General features: G+C 61.6%; 15 protein-coding genes. 10 read left to right on the top strand and 5 right to left on the bottom strand.

What is annotated here, in order from left to right:
* Positions 1-111 precede the first annotated feature (111 nt).
* Positions 112-951 carry a lysophospholipid acyltransferase family protein gene (locus AC4CWH_RS07570; protein WP_491321382.1) on the top strand — a complete coding sequence of 280 codons (840 nt, stop codon included), beginning with the start codon at positions 112-114 and terminating at the stop codon, positions 949-951.
* Between the two features lie 10 nt (positions 952-961).
* Here AC4CWH_RS07570 and AC4CWH_RS07575 read toward each other — a convergent pair whose 3' ends face one another.
* Positions 962-1942, bottom strand: a complete 981-nt coding sequence (locus tag AC4CWH_RS07575; RefSeq protein WP_491321052.1) for an RgsD C-terminal domain-containing protein — start codon at positions 1940-1942, stop codon at positions 962-964.
* A 226-nt stretch (positions 1943-2168) separates the two neighbouring features.
* On the opposite strand from AC4CWH_RS07575, the gene AC4CWH_RS07580 reads away from it, so the two are divergent.
* Together AC4CWH_RS07580 and AC4CWH_RS07585 are read left to right on the top strand one after the other, a co-directional pair.
* Positions 2169-2756 (top strand): nitroreductase family protein, encoded by a 588-nt coding sequence (locus AC4CWH_RS07580; RefSeq protein WP_491321053.1) that lies wholly within the window; start codon positions 2169-2171, stop codon positions 2754-2756.
* Positions 2756-3361 (top strand): flavin reductase family protein, encoded by a 606-nt coding sequence (locus AC4CWH_RS07585; RefSeq protein WP_491321054.1) that lies wholly within the window; start codon positions 2756-2758, stop codon positions 3359-3361. The genes AC4CWH_RS07580 and AC4CWH_RS07585 overlap by 1 nt, the downstream gene beginning before the upstream one ends.
* 98 nt (positions 3362-3459) lie before the next feature.
* Here AC4CWH_RS07585 and AC4CWH_RS07590 read toward each other — a convergent pair whose 3' ends face one another.
* Complete coding sequence (locus AC4CWH_RS07590) at positions 3460-4068, bottom strand: aldolase/citrate lyase family protein (RefSeq protein WP_491321055.1); 609 nt, start codon at positions 4066-4068, stop codon at positions 3460-3462.
* A 231-nt stretch (positions 4069-4299) separates the two neighbouring features.
* Here AC4CWH_RS07590 and AC4CWH_RS07595 point away from each other — a divergent pair, with 231 nt between their 5' ends.
* Entirely contained in the window at positions 4300-5430 is a 1131-nt protein-coding gene (locus AC4CWH_RS07595; protein ID WP_491321056.1) for a DUF2336 domain-containing protein, read from the top strand.
* A gap of 12 nt (positions 5431-5442) precedes the next feature.
* Here AC4CWH_RS07595 and AC4CWH_RS07600 read toward each other — a convergent pair whose 3' ends face one another.
* Positions 5443-5859, bottom strand: a complete 417-nt coding sequence (locus AC4CWH_RS07600; protein WP_491281535.1) for a hypothetical protein — start codon at positions 5857-5859, stop codon at positions 5443-5445.
* A 79-nt stretch (positions 5860-5938) separates the two neighbouring features.
* Here AC4CWH_RS07600 and AC4CWH_RS07605 point away from each other — a divergent pair, with 79 nt between their 5' ends.
* Positions 5939-6409 carry a GNAT family N-acetyltransferase gene (locus tag AC4CWH_RS07605; RefSeq protein WP_491281536.1) on the top strand — a complete coding sequence of 157 codons (471 nt, stop codon included), beginning with the start codon at positions 5939-5941 and terminating at the stop codon, positions 6407-6409.
* Positions 6410-6435: 26 nt separating this feature from the next.
* Here the strand turns inward: AC4CWH_RS07605 and AC4CWH_RS07610 are convergent, their stop codons facing one another.
* A complete protein-coding gene (locus AC4CWH_RS07610) occupies positions 6436-7611 on the bottom strand; it encodes an AI-2E family transporter (protein WP_491281537.1) in 1176 nt (391 codons plus the stop codon).
* Between the two features lie 727 nt (positions 7612-8338).
* On the opposite strand from AC4CWH_RS07610, the gene AC4CWH_RS07615 reads away from it, so the two are divergent.
* The gene (locus AC4CWH_RS07615) at positions 8339-10897 is read left to right on the top strand and encodes an HWE histidine kinase domain-containing protein (RefSeq protein ID WP_491321057.1); all 2559 of its coding nucleotides are present in this window, start codon (positions 8339-8341) and stop codon (positions 10895-10897) included.
* A gap of 114 nt (positions 10898-11011) precedes the next feature.
* Here AC4CWH_RS07615 and parE read toward each other — a convergent pair whose 3' ends face one another.
* Positions 11012-13102, bottom strand: coding sequence for a DNA topoisomerase IV subunit B (gene parE / locus AC4CWH_RS07620; RefSeq protein WP_491321058.1), 2091 nt, complete (start codon positions 13100-13102; stop codon positions 11012-11014).
* Positions 13103-13313: 211 nt separating this feature from the next.
* On the opposite strand from parE, the gene AC4CWH_RS07625 reads away from it, so the two are divergent.
* The 4 genes from AC4CWH_RS07625 to pyrG all read left to right on the top strand — a co-directional run bounded on the left by AC4CWH_RS07625 (position 13314) and on the right by pyrG (position 17438).
* Positions 13314-14222, top strand: a complete 909-nt coding sequence (locus tag AC4CWH_RS07625) for an alpha/beta hydrolase (protein WP_491321059.1) — start codon at positions 13314-13316, stop codon at positions 14220-14222.
* A gap of 161 nt (positions 14223-14383) precedes the next feature.
* A complete protein-coding gene (gene tpiA / locus AC4CWH_RS07630; RefSeq protein ID WP_491281542.1) occupies positions 14384-15154 on the top strand; it encodes a triose-phosphate isomerase in 771 nt (256 codons plus the stop codon).
* A gap of 132 nt (positions 15155-15286) precedes the next feature.
* Positions 15287-15673, top strand: coding sequence for a preprotein translocase subunit SecG (gene secG, locus AC4CWH_RS07635; RefSeq protein ID WP_491281543.1), 387 nt, complete (start codon positions 15287-15289; stop codon positions 15671-15673).
* A gap of 127 nt (positions 15674-15800) precedes the next feature.
* Entirely contained in the window at positions 15801-17438 is a 1638-nt protein-coding gene (pyrG, locus tag AC4CWH_RS07640) for a CTP synthase (protein WP_491285338.1), read from the top strand.
* Positions 17439-17471 lie beyond the last annotated feature (33 nt).

The raw sequence follows: 17471 nt of genomic DNA on the forward strand, positions 1-17471 counted from the left end.
TCCTGAGCCGTATGACAGCCCTTGCGCCATTGGGGCAAGGGCTGTCAGCATCCTGACATGAAAATGCAATAGTCTTGTCATCCTGATTTGAGCCTGCGCCGGAGAGGCATGTTGCGTTTCAAGGAACTGTCATACGCGAACGATCGCGATCCGCGCCTGAAGCGCTGGTTCATCCGTTCCATCGAAGGCCTGTCGGGCCGCAACCGCTATGTGCGGCTCTACGATGTCTGGCGCAGCGACATTGGGGCCGGCACCGAACGGGTGTTCGGCCGCATGCTGGATCTGATCAACGTCCGGCTTGAGGTGGATGGGGCATGGCCGCCCAAAGACCTGCCGGAGGCGCCGCTTGTCATTGTTGCCAACCATCCCTTCGGCATTGGCGATGGCATTGCCATCCTGTCGCTTGCCGAACAGCTGAACCGCCCGTTTCGCGTGATGATCAACAACGAACTGTTGAAAGTGCCGGAACTTCAGCCCTACGCGCTGCCCGTCTCCTTCGAGGAAACCCGCGAGGCGCTCGCCATGAACATGGAGACGCGCCGCGAGGCGATGCGCCTCCTGAAGGACGGCGTCACCATCATCATCTTTCCGGCCGGCGGTGTCGCTACGGCGAAAAAAGGCTTTGGCCGCGCCGAAGATTTGCCGTGGAAGATGTTTCCGGCGCGCCTCATCCAGGCCGCCCGCGCCAATGTCATCCCGGTCTATTTCCATGGGCAGAACGGTCGGCTGTTTCACCTGGCAAGCCGAGTCTCGCTGACGCTGCGGCTGTCGCTGCTCATCCGCGAATTCAAGCGCCTGTCGGGCACCGCGATCCGCGCCAAGATAGGCCCGCTGATGAGCTGGGAGGAAATGGCCGCGTTTCCCGACCGCAAGGATCTGCTCGCCGAGCTTTACCAGGCAGTGTTCGTCATGCGCGACATTCCGAAATCACGCTTTCGCAAGGCTGGGTAGGGCAAAGGTCTCAATCAGCATCGACACTGGTGGCCTGCTGCTCGCGCAGCAACACTTCCACATCGGCATTGCGCCCGGACGTTACGGTAAAGTCGCGCTGGTAGATCTTGTCCTTGTTTCGGGCAATGGCGGTGTAATCGCCTTCAGCCAGCACCATCGTGGAAAAGGCGCGCACGCTTTCGCTCACCACATCGCCGCCGGATGTCAGCACCGACCAGGCCGTATCGGCAATCGCCTCGCCACCGGGCTGGGATACCAGTTTCAGGGTGATCTGGGCGGCGCGGTGCTGAAGGGTAGCTTCCGTCAGCTTGCCAGCCTCGACCTGAATATCGGCACGTGCCACCGCGTTGATATCGCCGTATTCGGAAACGATATGATAGGTTCCGGCATTGAGGCGCACGATCGTGTCTGCCGTAACATTGGCCATCACGAGGCCGCGTTCGCCATCCTCGCGCACATCGGCGGAATAGACGGAAAAGCGCAGCTTATTGGCGGGAATGCGCTGCTGGCTGCCGGCAACGGCGTTCAGCACAAAACCACCGGCATCCAGCACCAGCGTCTGCTTTTCCACCGGGCCATCGGCCGGCACGTCCAGCTTCTTGGTGACACCAGCCCGCCCGAAGGCGACATTGACGAAATAAGCGCCGGGCGGCAGCATGAAATTGGCAGCCCCGCCTTCGGAACTTGCCACCACCGGCAGTTTGCCATCCGGGCCGGCAATCGGGCTGAACACACGCCATGTCAGGCCCGCCTTCATCGTCTCGCCGTCCGGCGTCAGCTTGGCCTGCAGCGTCACGTCCTTGGCCACCGGCGCGGCGCGGCCGGCGCTTGGCGAAAAGGCATTAAGCTTCGGCATCTTGGCGGTGCTGTCGATCTGCTTGAAGGTCTTGAAGGCATCTTCCGCCAGGGCGCGGGCTGGCACGACAAGGCCAGCGCCCGGCGTCACAAGGAGCGCTGCAAGGAAGGCGACCGCGAAGGGAGATGATTTCATGCCGTGGCGACCGTTGACTCTTTGAGACTGAGCCGCCACTTCAAGACCAACCGCGCGGCAAATTCAAGACCTACCGTGTCCTGGCGCTTCTTTTACAAATTGAAGCTGTGCCCAGAGACGCAATTTGCCCGGAAAATGTCACGCGCGGGAGATGTCCCGTCAAACACAGCAGCCGGACCATTCTGCCCTTGTTCACGCCCGGCAAAACACGGATCTTCTGTTTCCCATGAGCAACGAAAAGACATTGTTCGACTATCTTGCCACCCGCCGCTCGATCCCGGCGCCACAGATGACCGATCCGGGGCCGGATCGCACTGCCATCACCTCCATCCTGACACTTGCCTCACGCGTTCCCGACCATGGCAAGCTGGCGCCCTGGCGGTTCATCGTCTATCGCGGTGCGGAAAGACTGCAACTCGGCGCAAAACTCCTGGAGATCGCTCTCCAAAAGACGCCGGATCTGTCGGCGGAATTGCAGGAGGTGGAGCGCACGCGGCTGGCGCGCGCGCCGGTCGTCATCGCCGTTATCAGCACGGCAGCCGAACACTTTAAAATCCCCGTCTGGGAACAGGAGCTTTCGGCCGGTGCCGTCTGCCTCAACCTGTTCATGGCCGCCAATGCGCACGGCTTTGCCGCCAACTGGCTGTCGGAATGGATCGCCTATGACGAGGCGGCGAAGGCCGTGCTCGGCATCCAGCCGCAGGAGAAGGTGGCAGGTTTCCTTTATATCGGCTCCACCACATTTCCGCAGACGGATCGCCCGCGCCCGGATCTTGCAGAGATCGTCACCTGGGTCGGCGAAGGAACGAACTGATGTTCTACAGCACCGACGAAAACCGCCACGGACTTTCGCACGATCCATTCAAGGCGATCGTTGCCCCGCGTCCGATCGGCTGGATCGGCACGAAGGGCAGGGATGGATCTTTCAACCTCTCTCCCTATTCCTTCTTCAACATCGTCTCCGACCGCCCGAAGATCGTCATGTTTTCGTCCAGCGGGCGAAAGCATAGCGCGCGGAATGCCGAGGAAACCGGGGTCTTTACCGCAAGCCTCGTCAGCCGTTTCATCGTGGAGCCGATGAATGCCTCATCGGCGCCGGTCCCCTATGGCGTCGACGAATTTAAACTGTCAGGGCTCACGCCGAAGATGGGCGATCTGGTCGAGGCGCCTTTCGTCGCTGAGGCGCATGCAGCGCTTGAATGCCGGGTCACGCAGGTGGTCCAGCCCATCGGGCTCGATGGCGCGACCGGCGAATCGGTGATGGTCTTCGGGCAGGTGGTCGGTATTCATATCAGCGACGCCATCATCCGTGACGGCCGCATCGACATGGGCCTTGCCCGGCCGATCGCGCGTATGGGCTATATGGATTATGCCGATGGCGGCACCGACGTCTTTCAGATCGAGCGTCCGAAAAGCTAGAGCACATCCAGCAAAAGTGCGTCAGCGGTTTTGCGTCCGGGCTGCGTGAACGCCAATCGATAGAGCATTGAAGGTGATCCCGTTTTCACCGGAATGCTCTAGGAGGGTGCTGCAAACACCTGATCGATAATGTCTGCCTGCATGGGCAGGGTGGCGATCCTCGCCCCAAAGCCCTGATCGCGGGCAAACAGACATTCGGCGGAAAACAAAGCGGCATCGTCGGTATCAGAGGCGGTGTCGATGGCAGCGACGCCGGCGGCCTTGGCCGACAGCAGGAAGAGGCTGCGGGCGGTACGCAGCATTTCGGGTTCCTCACCCGGTGCGGTGCGCTCGGCAAGGCCCGCGGCACGGCAAAAGGCCGGGCCATCCCAGATCAGCGCCTCCAGCCGCGCGCTCATCCGGCGAAAATCCCGCGCAAAGACGGCGCCCTCGGCCGTATCGGCCGGATAGGCCGCAATCCGCAAGGGCGCGCCGGGCAGGTTTTCCTCCGCTTCGATCACCGTCAGCAGAACATCCAGATGCTGCAGCATGGCGGCCTGCGTCACCTGCGGCAGGATGACGGCCCGCGCATGCCAGCGGATGGCGGCGCGGATCGTATCCTCGATCAGCGCATCCTCGAGGGGCGGCAGCAGAACGCCGAGATTTTGTCCGCCCGCAAACACGCCCTTCTGCGGCGGCTCTCGTTCCTGCAGTTGCACCCCATCCACCAAAGGCCTTCGCAGGCTTAAAGCCGGCGCGGTGTCGAGGGCATCTACCGCCAGTCTTTGCCAGCAGTGGGGAAGGATAGCATGGCTCGGAAGCGCGATTGCTTGGGTCAGCGGAACCCCCTGTCAAATGTTAAGGGACATGGTGAACGGAACATAAACCATTTCTCTCTAGCCTCATTGCCATGGAGAGGTCTGCAGTAGACTACTCCTAATATTCGAGGCGCGTCATCGGTGATCGTACAGACTTTTATTCGATGGGCTGAAAGTGCCAGCGTCAGCGAACGGGAAAAGGCGGCAAGCGCACTCGCCAGCACCTTCCTCAGGCTAAAACCCGAAGACGGGCGCCACCGGCAGGCTCTCACGGCCCTGATCCATCTCCTGGATGATCCAGCCTCCAGCGTCCGCAGTGCTCTTGCACAAGCGCTTAGCACCTCGCCGCATGCGCCGCGCGGTATCGTGCTGGCGCTTGGCGAAGACCAGCCGGATGTCGCCTGCCATATCCTGACACTCTCGCCGGTGCTGACCGATCATGATCTGGTGGATCTGGCCGGACGCGGAAGCCGTCTGGTGCGGGGCCTCATCGCCGCACGCCCGGGCCTTGGTGCCGGCGCAGCCGCCGCCATTGCCGAGATCGGTGAGATCGGCGAGATCCTGCTGCTGCTCGACAACGACACCGCTCGCCTCACACGCTACAGCCTGATGCGCATCGCAGCCCGGCATGCGGGCGATGGTCGCGTGCGTGGCAGCCTGCTCTCCCGTCCCGACCTGCCCGCCGAGGCGCGTGCGCTATTGGTGCGCCATGTGGGCGAGGCGCTCAGCGGCTTTAATCTCGTCTCGCGCCTCATCGATCCGGTTCGCCTCGTGCATGTGACACGGCAGGCAGGCGATGCGGCAACGCTGCACCTCAGCGATCATGCCGCCGGCGAGGAGATGGCACGGCTTGCGGCCCACCTTGCCGCATCGGCGCGGCTGACGCCGACTTTTCTGATGCAGGCGCTGGTCAGCGGCCGTATCGATTTCTTCGCCGCAGCAATCACGCAACTGTGTGGCCTTTCGGAGCATCGGGTGCGGGCAATGATGGCAACGGGGCGCCGCCATGCCATACGGGCGCTTTACGAATCATCCGGCTTCGGCCGCGACATCTCGCCGCTTTTCGTCGAGGCAACGCTGATCTGGCGCCAGTGTGCAAGCCAGCCCGAAGGCCAGCCGGAGGAGGGAATTTTCGAGGCGCTGGCGGCCAGCGTCAGGCGCCCGGCAGACCCGGCTGCCCCCGTCAATACTCTCCTCGACCTTGTCGAGGAGATCGGCCATGACGACCGTCGCCTGAGGACGCGCGCACTGGCGCGGTCCCTTGCCGCCTGAACAGATCCTCCATCAGCGCAGCTTGCGCGCCACCCAGGAATAACCGTCCTCGACCAGCCGCACCGGGCTTTGCACCAGATTGCGCACGGCATCGCCGCTTGGCAGGATATCGCGGACCCGGCCCAGCGCCTGCCGGGCGAGGTTTTCCTCCTGAGCCCGCTGTTCTTGCGGTGTGGTCGGCTCGACCGGCGGGGTCGCTGCCGGCTTTTGGGTCGGTACCGCCGTCTGCGCCGTCACGACCGTCGGGTCCTGGCAAACGGCAATCACCACCGGGTAGGAAATATTGGCAAAAGCGGCCAGTTCCTTGTCCGAGACGGCATTGCAAAGCTCCAGTGTCGGCCAGCGCTGTTCCAGCGTTGCAACGTATCGGCAATCGGTCGCGCTGTCATCGCATCCGAGAATCGTCATCATGACCATGGCTGTGCGCATCGGAGATCCTTGGCAGGGGCGGGACCTCCCTTTATGAGGAGGATCGTGACGCCGTTAAGGCAGATGAAACGAGATAGACATGCAGCAAGACATCATCATCCAGCGCGAACCGCCGCGCCAGCCGGGCGTGATCCGGCTTCTTGAACTCTCCAACGCCTATGCGGCCTCGCTCTATCCGGCTGAAAGCAACCATATGCTGCCGCTCGAAGAGTTGGAACTGCCCAATGTGTCGTTTTTCGTGGCGCGGCGCGGCGAGATCGTGCTCGGTTGCGCAAGCCTTGTGCGCTACGCGGATGGCACCGCCGAGATCAAGCGCATGTTCGTGGACGATGCGGCGCGCGGCCTGAAGCTCGGCAAGACGCTGCTGGAGACACTGGAAGCGGAGGCGGAGGCTCTCAAGATTTCGGCCATCCGTCTGGAAACCGGCATCTACCAGCCGGAAGCCATCGGGCTCTATCGCAAGGCCGGATATATCGAGATCGAGCCCTTCGGCAGCTATCGCCCGGACCCGCTCAGCCTGTTCATGGAAAAGACGGTTTCAGCGGCTTGAAGAAAAGCACCGGCGCGCGGCATGCCTTATGCGGTGCGTCGGTCCTTGGCGGCAATCTCGGCCACGTGTTCGGCAGTGTCGTGCGGATCGGACAGTTCGATCTCACGCATCCATTCCCGCCAGATGGCAACCAGAAGCGCCATCAGCACGGGGCCGATGAAAAGCCCGAGAAAACCCATCGTCTTCACGCCGCCAACAAGACCGAAAAAGGTCGGCAGGAAAGGCAGCTTGATCGGCCCGCCGACAAGGCGCGGCCGGATCGTCTTGTCGACGATGAACAGCTCGACCGATCCCCAGACCAGAAGCGCAATGCCGGCGACGTAGGAACCGCTCGCCGCCAGATAGATCGATACCAGCGTGAAGGACAGCGGCGCGCCGCCCGGCACAAGCGCCATGATGCCCGTGAGAACGCCGAGTGTGACAGGAGAGGGCACGCCGGCGATCCAGTAGGCAAGGCCGAGCACGATGCCCTCACCGAGGGCGATCAGCGTCATGCCCGTCACCGTCGAACTGATCGTGGCGGGCACAACGCGGGAAATCCGCTCCCAGCGCGATGGCAGGATGCGTTCTCCCAGCATGTCGATCTGGCGTGAGAAGGATGCGCCGTCGCGGTAGACGAAAAACAGCGCGATCAGCATGAACAGCAGCGACAGGATAAGATGGAAGGCGCCATCTCCGGCTGCAATCACCGCACGGTAGATATTGCCGATATTGGCGCCGCTGACGATCTGCACCAGTTCGCCGATGGCACCGGGTTCGCCGATATGGCGCTCCCATTGCTGGCCAAGCCAGGTGCCGGCCATCGGCAGGTCGACAATCCATTTCGGTGGCGGCGAGCCGAGACGGTTTGCCTGGAGGGCCCAGCCGATCCAGTCGCGCATTTCACCGATCGTGTAGGAAATTGCGATGCCCAGCGGAATGACCAGGAAGGCGATGACGAGAATAATGGCAATCGTTGCGCCAATGGTGGTGTTGCCACCCGTGCGGCGCAGGAGATCGCGGTATAGCGGCCAGCTGGCAAATCCCACCACAAGGGCGGCAAGCACGGGCACGACGAAACCGTGAAAGAAATAGATACCGGCAAAGACGATCAGCACCAACAGCCAGCGAGCGGCCGAAATGGGCGGGACAAGGGCAATGCGCGTTGGCGCCACCGGTCCGAGCCAGCGGGGTTCCTTGGTGATCTTGTCTCTTTCGGTCACGATAGGTCAGTTATCCTTGTTCGCGCGTTCGCACCATATGGTCCGGCTGACCACAGGGCGCAAGTGAGCATTTATCAGCATATGCGAAGATTGTGGTTTTCCGGGCGTCTCGAATGGGATAGTACTATGACCATCGTCAATTAAGTTTCCGTCCACCCGAATGCCCTTACCGTATCGCCGCTTGCCTTTGAGCAAGCGCATGTCTGGCACAACCCATGAAGTCTTCGGGCCTGCCGACCGTTTCAATACATTGGAACATTCCCGACACTGTTTGCAAGCACTCTGTTTCCTGCCACGGCAGCAGTCGGCGGCTCGAAACGTTGTTTCTAAACCACCGATATCCGCATTGGCTCATCTCGGGCTGCGCAAGACAGCAGCTCCACACCGTATCATGACAGGGCTGCATGATCTGCATATGACGCCGCAGCAACGCCCACCGGTGGATTTGCAGCCCATTCCACGGGAGGGCTGGAAAGGTCGCGGGGCTGCTCTAAGTATTTCCAGGAGCGGGTGCCTGCGGATAGGCGAGGGCATGCCAGGCGCAGGTTTGGCGGATGTTCTTGCAAGTCGACACTGCATTCGCCGCCCCGGCCAGTCAAAGGCTCTCCCAAGGATGAACGCCTTGCTGGCATTCCCGAATTCAACACGATTGTCGATATGGATAGAGTGATCGAGGCTTCGCACGCCACCCCGACACCTGCCGCGGTCACTCCCAAGGAACCTGTTCATGCCCGATGCCCCTAAGGTCGATCTGACGAATTGCGACCGCGAGCCGATCCATATTCCCGGCAGCATCCAGCCTTACGGCTGCCTTCTGGTAACCGATATGTCCGGCGGTGCCGTGCTGCGCCATTCCGGCAACCTCGCTTCCATGCTCGGCATCGAGGGCGACGTCATCGGCCGCCGGCTGGACGAGGTGGTGGGGGACGAAGTGGCGCATACGCTGCGCAATGCTCTGGCCACCACGGACGATCCGGCAAGGCCGGCTCTGCGCATGGCGGTGCCGCTTCCCACCGGCGCTTTCGATGTCTCCGTTCACCGGTTGAACGACGTGGCGATCATGGAGTTCGAGCCGGCAAGCGCCCATTCCGACCAGCCGCTGGAAACCGCCCGCATGCTGATCAGCCGCATCCGCGCCATCAGCGGCATTGACGAACTTGTTGAAAAATCGGCACGGCTGGTGTTTGCCATGCTCGGTTACGACCGGGTGATGATCTACCGGTTCGAGCATGACGGTGCCGGCAAGGTGGTGAGCGAATACAAGCGCCGCGATCTCGAAAGCTTCAAGGGCCAGTATTTTCCGGCAAGCGATATCCCCAAGCAGGCCCGCACCCTCTACCTCAAGAACACCATCCGAATCATCTCGGATGCCAGTGGCGCGCGCGTGCCGGTGCTGCCGGAGCTGGATGCGAACGCGGCCCCTCTTGACCTCTCGTTTGGGCATCTGCGCTCGGTGTCGCCGATCCACTGCGAATATCTGCGCAACATGGGCGTCGCCGCCTCCATGTCGATCTCTGTTATCGTCGATGGCGAGTTGTGGGGACTGATTGCCTGCCACCATTACCAGCCGAAGTCGCTGGCCATGTCGCAACGGATCGCGGCGGAAATGTTCGGCGAATTCTTTTCGCTGCACCTCAGCGCTTTGAAGCAGAAGCAGATCCTCGACACCGCCAACAGTGCGCGTCGCTCGCTCGACCGCTTTCTTCAATCTGCCTCGCACACGCTTGATATTTCGGCTTTCCTTCGCCAATCCTTGACCGAATTTGCCAAGATCATGTCTTGCGATGGCATCGGCCTCTGGCTCGATGGCATCTGGACAGGGCATGGCGCCGTGCCGCCCGAAAAAGCCATTGCCGGCATTGGTGATTTTGTCGGCTCCGTCTCGGGCGGGCGCATCTGGGGTACGGACCACCTGTCACTGCACCTGCCGCAAGCGGTTGATTATGCCTCCGACGTCTGTGGCCTGCTGGCCATTCCCCTGTCGCAGCGGCCGCGCGATTACCTGTTCTTCTTCCGCCGCGAACTGGTGCAGATGCTCGACTGGGCCGGCAATCCCGACAAATCCTACGAGATCGGGCCGATGGGCGACCGCCTGACGCCGCGCAAGAGTTTTGCGCTGTGGAAGGAAACCGTTCACATGAAGTCCGAGCGCTGGACCGAAAGCGAGCGCGAGATTGCCGAGGCCATCCGCTCCGTGCTGGTCGAGGTGGTTCTGCACCACAACGAGCTTCTGGCCGACGAGCGCGGCAAGGCGGATGTCCGCCAGCGCATGCTCAACGAGGAGTTGAACCACCGCGTCAAGAACATCCTTGCGGTCATCAAGGCACTGGTTGGCCATCCCGTGCAGGAAGGCCGGCTGATCGGCGATTATGTGGCGACATTGAAGGGCCGCATCCAGGCGCTGGCCTTTGCCCATGACCAGGTGGTGCGCGGCGGCGACGGTGGTTCGCTTCGTGACCTGCTGGAGGCCGAGCTGAAACCCTATCGCGACGGCGAACGGCAGGTGATGCTTGACGGTCCGCATGTCTGGCTGGATAGCCGCGGTTTTTCCGTGATGGCACTGGTGCTGCATGAAATGTCGACCAACGCCGCCAAATATGGCGCGCTCTCGGCCAATGGCGGCCGGCTGGACATCTCCTGGAGCAACAATGTCGACGGCGGCACTCAGTTGGCCTGGATTGAAAGCGGCGGCCCATTGGTTCTTGCGCCAAAGCGCGCCGGTTTCGGCACCATCCTCATCGAGCGCAGCATCCCCTATGAACTGGGTGGCGAAAGCCAGGTGGATTATGCAGCATCCGGCCTTCACGCGCGCTTTTTAATTCCGGCAAAACACGTTCACGCCTCCGATACACCCGTCTTCGACCAGGAAGTCGATCTCAATCTTGCATCGGCAAGCGAGATCGCCAGCATTCTGGGCGACCTCGATCTGCTGCTGGTGGAAGACCAGATGCTGGTGGCAGCCGATGTCGAGACGATGTTGCTCGACCACGGTATTACCAAGGTCACAACCGTGCCATCGGCTGCCGAGGCGCTTCGACAGTTGCGGACGTTCACGCCCCATATCGCCATCCTCGACGTCAATCTCGGATCGGGGACGTCGCTGCCGATTGCCGAGGAACTGGTGAGGCGCGACGTGCCCTTCGTTTTCGCCACGGGATACAGTGACCAGTCGGTCATCCCGGCAAGTTTTTCGGCCCCCGTTGTACGCAAACCCTATGAGGCGACGGCTCTCATTGGTGCCGTCATCCGGGTGCTCGCCGCCCGCGAACCGGTACTGCAGGATTAAAGCAGACGGCTGCGGCAGAGAGGACAACACAAACGCGAAAAAGCCCGAAGGTCCGACCGGATCCTCGGGCTTTTTTATATTTCGGTTCAGCTTTCGCTGTCTGACCGCAAAGCGTCAGATGTCGAGATTATCGGCGAAGGCGGCCCGCTCCTGAATGAAGCGGAAACGTGCATCAGCCTTGGTGCCCATGAGGTTGTCGACGGCCTCGCGGGTGCCTTCAAAATCGACGTCATCGATGCCGACGCGCAACAACGTGCGCTTGGCCGGATCCATCGTGGTTTCCTTGAGCTGCGCCGGCATCATTTCGCCAAGACCTTTGAAGCGGCCGATCTCGACCTTCTTGCCCTTGAACTCGGTTTCCATCAGTTCGGCCCGGTGCCGGTCGTCGCGGGCATAAACGATCTTGGCGCCCTGGCGGATGACGTAAAGCGGCGGCACGGCAAGATAGAGATGGTTGCCGCGGATAAGCTCCGGCATTTCCTGATAGAAAAAGGTGATGAGCAGCGAGGCGATGTGAGCGCCGTCCACGTCGGCATCGGTCATGATGACGATGCGCTCGTAGCGAAGATCCTCCTCGCGGTATTTTGTGCGCGTGCCGCAGCCGAGCGCCTGGATGAGATCGGCGATCTGCTGGTTGGCGGACAGCTTTTCACGGCTGGCGCTGCCGACGTTCAGGATCTTTCCACGCAGGGGCAGGATGGCCTGGTTGGCGCGGTTGCGCGCCTGCTTGGCCGAGCCACCAGCCGAATCGCCTTCCACGATGAAAAGCTCGGCGCCCTCGGCGGTGTTCTGCGAGCAGTCAGCCAGCTTGCCGGGCAGACGCAGCTTGCGCACCGCCGTCTTGCGGTTGACTTCCTTTTCCTTGCGCCGGCGAAGCCGTTCTTCCGCCCGCTCGATCACCCATTCGAGCAGCTTTGCCGCTTCCGCGGGGTTGCCGGCAAGGTAATGGTCGAACGGGTCGCGCAGCGCGTTTTCCACGATGCGTTGGGCTTCGACGGTTGCCAGCTTGTCCTTCGTCTGGCCGACAAATTCCGGCTCACGGATGAAGACGGAGAGCATGCCCATGGCCGAAATCATCACGTCGTCGGTGCTGATCTGGGCGGCGCGTTTGTTCTGCGTCAGTTCGGCGTAATTTTTGAGACCCTTGGTCAGCGCAATGCGCAGACCCGCCTCGTGCGTGCCGCCTTCAGGCGTCGGAATGGTGTTGCAATAGGAATGGATCAGCGGGTCGCCGCCATACCAGGTGATCGCCCATTCCATGGCGCCGTGGCCGCCGGTCTTTTCCGTGCGCCCGGCAAAGATTTCGCGGGTGACGGTGAAATCCTTGCCAAGCGTGGCCGCCAGATAATCCTTCAGGCCACCGGGGAAGTGGAACACCGCCTTGTCGGGAATGTCGCCGCCGGCCACCACTAAGCCCGGATCGCAGCTCCAGCGGATTTCCACGCCGCCGAACAGATAGGCTTTTGAGCGCGCCATGCGGAAAATGCGGCCGGCATCGAATTTGGCATGGTCGCCAAAGATCTGCGGATCGGGATGGAAGCGCACGCGTGTGCCGCGGCGGTTGTGCACATCGCCCAGTTCTTCGAGGCCACCCTGCGGCACGCCGCGCGAAAAACGCTGGCGATAGAGTTTGCGGTTGCGGGCAACCTCCACTTCGAGAAGATCAGACAGCGCATTGACAACGGAAACGCCAACGCCGTGAAGGCCGCCCGAGGTTTCATAGGCCTTGCCGTCGAACTTGCCGCCGGCATGCAGCTTTGTCATGATCACTTCGAGCGTGGATTTTCCCGGCACCTGCGGATGGTTTTCCACGGGGATACCGCGGCCGTTGTCGCTGACGGTCAAAAACCCTTCGGCATCCAGATGCACTTCGATGAAATTGGCGTGCCCGGCGACAGCCTCGTCCATCGAGTTGTCGATGACTTCGGCGAAAAGGTGATGCATCGCCTTTTCGTCGGTGCCGCCGATATACATGCCCGGACGCATGCGCACGGGCTCCAGCCCTTCCAGCACGCGGATCGAGGAGGCATCGTAGGTATCGGTTCCCGCAACCGCCACCGGCGCTCCGCGCGCCGCACGGGCAGGCTCCGGCGCCCTGGTCACAGGCTCGGCGCTGTTGGCTGGCGTCTGCGGTGCTTCGGACGTCTTGGCGCTCGCGCGGCTCGGGGTCGGAAGGCTGGCGAAGAGGTCGGTGGTATCGTCCATGGGGTCCGTCTATATGGCCTTTGAGCAAGCGGCAAATGGCTCTCGATGGGCAAGTCCCGCGTCTGGGTGGCTATCGAATCGCCCGCGAGTGTGCCAGATAACCGGCTTTTTCGCGATGCCCGCGCATGAAGGCAAAGGGCAGTTCCGGGTTTGCGCCGCCGCGCGCCCGTTGGCAAGCCAGACATCTGGCGGCAAATGCATTGGAAGCGGCATGTCCACAGATCATTTTCACAACCGCCCCGTCAAGCACCGCCTTTTGCGTTCAATGCTGGTTCTGGGGCTTTTGTTTGTGCCAGGCGTTGCGGTTGCCGATCCGCCGATCAGGCCATTCAAGGATGCGCTCTTTTCGCAGCAGCGTGTGCTGGAAACCCGCGATGGCGGCGCCTTCCAGGTGATCGACTATCAGGAACTGCGCGATATCAACGCGCGCGACCAGGAGCCGGAGCGGAGGGTGAAATCACCTTACGTCGAGACTGGCGTGCGCAAGTATCAGGTGAACGAAACGCTGAACCTCTCCGGCAGCAGGCTCGACGTGATGCGTGTCGGCCCACTGCAGGATGCGGCATTTACCGTGATTTTCATCCATGGCCGGGGAGGGGATCGCCGCCTTGGCGCCAATGATTATTCCTTCGGCGGCAATTTCAACCGGCTCAAAAACCTCGCGGTGCTGAATGGCGGCAGCTATTACGCCCCAAGCATCAAAAGCTTCGACCCCAATGGGGCCGCCGACGTGGCAGCCCTGATCCGCCATGTCTTCGAGCTATCGGCGGGGCGGCCGGTCATTCTCGCCTGCGCCTCCATGGGCGGTTTTATCTGCCAGAGCGTCAGCCGCGACAAGGAGGCGGTGCGTTATCTGAAGGGGCTGGTGGTGATGGGCGGCCCGCCGGATCCGGGTTTTCTGACGACGCCGGCGGCAAAGCTGCGCATCCCCGTCTATTTTTCTCATGGCAGTGCCGACAAGGTCTACAAGGCCGAAGACCAGATCGCGCTTTATGAAAAGATGCAAAGCCGCAAGTATCCGGTGGCGTTCCGGCTGTTCGAAACCGGGGGCCACGGCACACCGGTGCGGATGAGTGACTGGCGCGACATCCTCAATTTCGTCCTGACTGCCGGCGGCTGAACATTTTGTTGACGTTTCTGCGTCGTTTTAACCACACTTCTGAACCAAGGCCGCGTTTTTACATACCATTTGCGTTCGGAACCGTCTAAAAAGCCCCCGAGCACAAGATGAGGACGCCGTTCGTGTTTGAACGGCCGGGAGTTGAAGGGATATAAAGCGCAATGACGCCGGATGTTCGCCCGCTGGTGGCTGGTAACTGGAAGATGAATGGCACGCGGTCCGCGCTGGACCAGATCAAGGCAATGGCCGAGGGCGTGCAGGGCCCCTTGTCGGAAAAGGTCGATGCGCTGATCTGCCCGCCCGCGACCCTGCTTTATGTCTCGACGGCCCTTTGCACCGATAGCCCCCTGTTGATCGGCGCCCAGGATTGCCACCAGGACCAGGCCGGCGCCCATACCGGTGACCTTTCGGCGGAAATGATCGCCGACTGCTTTGGCACCCACGTCATCGTCGGCCACTCGGAGCGACGCAGTGACCATGCCGAAACCGACCATCTGGTGCGCGCCAAGGCGCAAGCCGCCTACGGCGCCGAGCTGGTGGCCATCATCTGCATCGGCGAGACGGCAGACGAGCGCAAGGCCGGTCAAACACTGGAAATCCTCAAGCGCCAGCTCGCCGGTTCGCTGCCTGATAGCGCTACCGCAGACAACACCGTCATCGCCTATGAGCCGGTCTGGGCGATCGGAACCGGGCTGACGCCAACCGTGGACGACGTGGAAAAGGCGCATGCCTTCATGCGCGCCGAACTCGTTGGGCGTTTTGCGGGCGAGGGCCAGAAGATGCGCATTCTCTATGGCGGCTCGGTAAAACCAAGCAATGCCAAGGAATTGATGGCGGTTAAAAATGTCGATGGCGCACTCATCGGCGGAGCAAGCTTGAAAGCCTCCGATTTCCTCGCCATCTACGGGGTATACGAGGCGCTGACCGCATAAATCGGCGCAAAACGCCAAACCGGGTCACTTGCCCCTTGGAATACCGGACCGGCTCGGGTAAAGAGCCGGCCAAACCATTGATGCCGAACCCTTCATGGATGCCGCCCAGACGGCGCGCAGGACTGGACTGATATGCAGACCGTATTGATCGTTATCCATCTCATGATCGTGCTGGCCCTTGTCGGCGTTGTGCTGATTCAGCGCTCCGAAGGCGGTGGCCTTGGCATCGGCGGCGGCTCCGGCTTCATGTCGGCCCGCGGCACGGCCAATGCGCTGACCCGCACGACCGCCATTCTGGCCGCACTGTTCTTCGTGACGTCGCTGGCGCTTGGCATCATGGGCCGCTACGAACAGCGCCCGACCGATATTCTCGACCGGATCCCCGCGACCCAGCAGGGTCAGGGCAACGGTATCCTTGATTCGCTTGGCGGCCAGCCGGCCGGCGGTGCCGCACCGGGTGCAACTGCCCCCGCACAGCCGGCACCAGCCGATCCGACAGCCGTTCCGACCGGCCAGTAAGGCCGCGTCGCAGACCAAACCGCCGGCAGGCCAAAAGCCTGCCGGTTTTCTTTTGTTCAGATTTCAACAGCTTTAATCAACCCATGCAAATTTTGGGCTGGTGGAATCGCTTGTTTATAGGTATCCGGTGACTCCCATGGCGCGATATGTATTCATCACAGGCGGCGTGGTTTCTTCCCTCGGAAAAGGAATTGCGGCCGCAGCCCTCGGAGCCTTGTTACAGGCCCGCGGTTACCGGGTTCGCTTGCGTAAGCTCGACCCTTATCTCAACGTCGATCCAGGCACGATGAGCCCGACCCAGCACGGCGAGGTCTTCGTGACCGACGACGGTGCCGAGACGGACCTCGATCTCGGTCATTACGAACGCTTCACGGGGCGTTCGGCGACCAAGACCGACAACATCACCACCGGCCGGATCTACAAGAACATCATCGACAAGGAACGGCGCGGCGATTATCTCGGCGCCACCGTTCAGGTGATCCCGCACGTCACGAACGAGATCAAGGACTTCATTGTCGAGGGCAATGACGACTATGATTTCGTCATCTGTGAAATCGGCGGCACGGTGGGCGATATCGAGGCAATGCCCTTCGTGGAAGCGATCCGCCAGCTCGGCAACGAGTTGCCACGCGGCGCTGCCGTTTATCTCCACCTGACGCTGATGCCGTATATCCCGGCCGCCGGCGAGCTTAAGACCAAGCCCACCCAGCATTCGGTGAAGGAACTGCAGGCCATGGGCATTGCGCCCGATATCCTGCTGGTGCGCGCCGACCGGGAAATCCCGGAGGCCGAGCGCCGCAAGCTTTCGCTGTTCTGCAACGTCAGGGCCTCCGCCGTCATCCAGGCGCTCGACGTCGCCAATATCTATGACGTGCCGATGGCCTATCACAAGGAAGGCCTTGATTCGGAAGTGCTGGCCGCCTTCGGCATCGAACCGGCCCCGAAGCCGCGTCTCGACGCCTGGGAAACCGTCAGCAACCGCATCCGCAATCCGGAAGGCGAAGTGACGATTGCCATCGTCGGCAAATATACCGGCCTCAAGGACGCCTACAAATCGCTGATCGAGGCGCTTTACCATGGTGGCATCGCCAACCAGGTGAAGGTCAAGCTCGAGTGGATCGAGTCCGAAATCTTCGAGAAGGAAGATCCGGCGCCGTACCTCGAAAAGGTCAACGGCATCCTGGTGCCCGGCGGCTTTGGCGAACGCGGAGCGCAGGGCAAGATCAACGCGGCCAAGTTTGCTCGCGAACGCAAGGTGCCGTATTTCGGCATCTGCTTCGGCATGCAGATGGCCGTGCTGGAAGCGGCCCGTAACCTCGCCGGTATCGACGACGCATCCTCGACCGAGTTCGGCCCCTCCAAGCAGCCAGTCGTTGGCCTGATGACGGAATGGGTGAAGGGCAACGAGTTGCAGAAGCGCTCCGTGGCCGGTGATCTCGGCGGAACCATGCGGCTTGGCGCCTATAAGGCTTCGCTGAAGCGCGACACGAAGATCGCCGACATCTACGGCTCCACGGACATTTCCGAGCGTCACCGCCACCGCTACGAGGTGAACGTGGACTACAAGGAACGGCTGGAAAACTGCGGCCTGATCTTCTCCGGCATGTCGCCGGACGGTCTGTTGCCGGAGACGATCGAATATGCCGACCATCCGTGGTTCATCGGCGTGCAGTATCACCCGGAACTGAAGAGCCGGCCGCTCGATCCGCATCCGCTGTTTTCGAGCTTCATCGAGGCGGCACTGGAACAGAACCGTCTGGTCTGACGGTCCGTTATTGCTTCACATACAAAAATCCCC

Source organism: Neorhizobium sp. PAMB6716, assembly GCF_058242805.1.

Coding starts and splice junctions, on each gene's coding strand:
- AC4CWH_RS07575 (WP_491321052.1), bottom strand. CDS start 1,942: ATGAAATCATCTCCCTTCGCGGTCGCCTTCCTTGCAGCGCTCCTTGTG.
- AC4CWH_RS07580 (WP_491321053.1), top strand. CDS start 2,169: ATGAGCAACGAAAAGACATTGTTCGACTATCTTGCCACCCGCCGCTCG.
- AC4CWH_RS07585 (WP_491321054.1), top strand. CDS start 2,756: ATGTTCTACAGCACCGACGAAAACCGCCACGGACTTTCGCACGATCCA.
- AC4CWH_RS07600 (WP_491281535.1), bottom strand. CDS start 5,859: ATGCGCACAGCCATGGTCATGATGACGATTCTCGGATGCGATGACAGC.
- AC4CWH_RS07605 (WP_491281536.1), top strand. CDS start 5,939: ATGCAGCAAGACATCATCATCCAGCGCGAACCGCCGCGCCAGCCGGGC.
- AC4CWH_RS07615 (WP_491321057.1), top strand. CDS start 8,339: ATGCCCGATGCCCCTAAGGTCGATCTGACGAATTGCGACCGCGAGCCG.
- parE (WP_491321058.1), bottom strand. CDS start 13,102: ATGGACGATACCACCGACCTCTTCGCCAGCCTTCCGACCCCGAGCCGC.
- AC4CWH_RS07625 (WP_491321059.1), top strand. CDS start 13,314: ATGTCCACAGATCATTTTCACAACCGCCCCGTCAAGCACCGCCTTTTG.
- tpiA (WP_491281542.1), top strand. CDS start 14,384: ATGACGCCGGATGTTCGCCCGCTGGTGGCTGGTAACTGGAAGATGAAT.
- secG (WP_491281543.1), top strand. CDS start 15,287: ATGCAGACCGTATTGATCGTTATCCATCTCATGATCGTGCTGGCCCTT.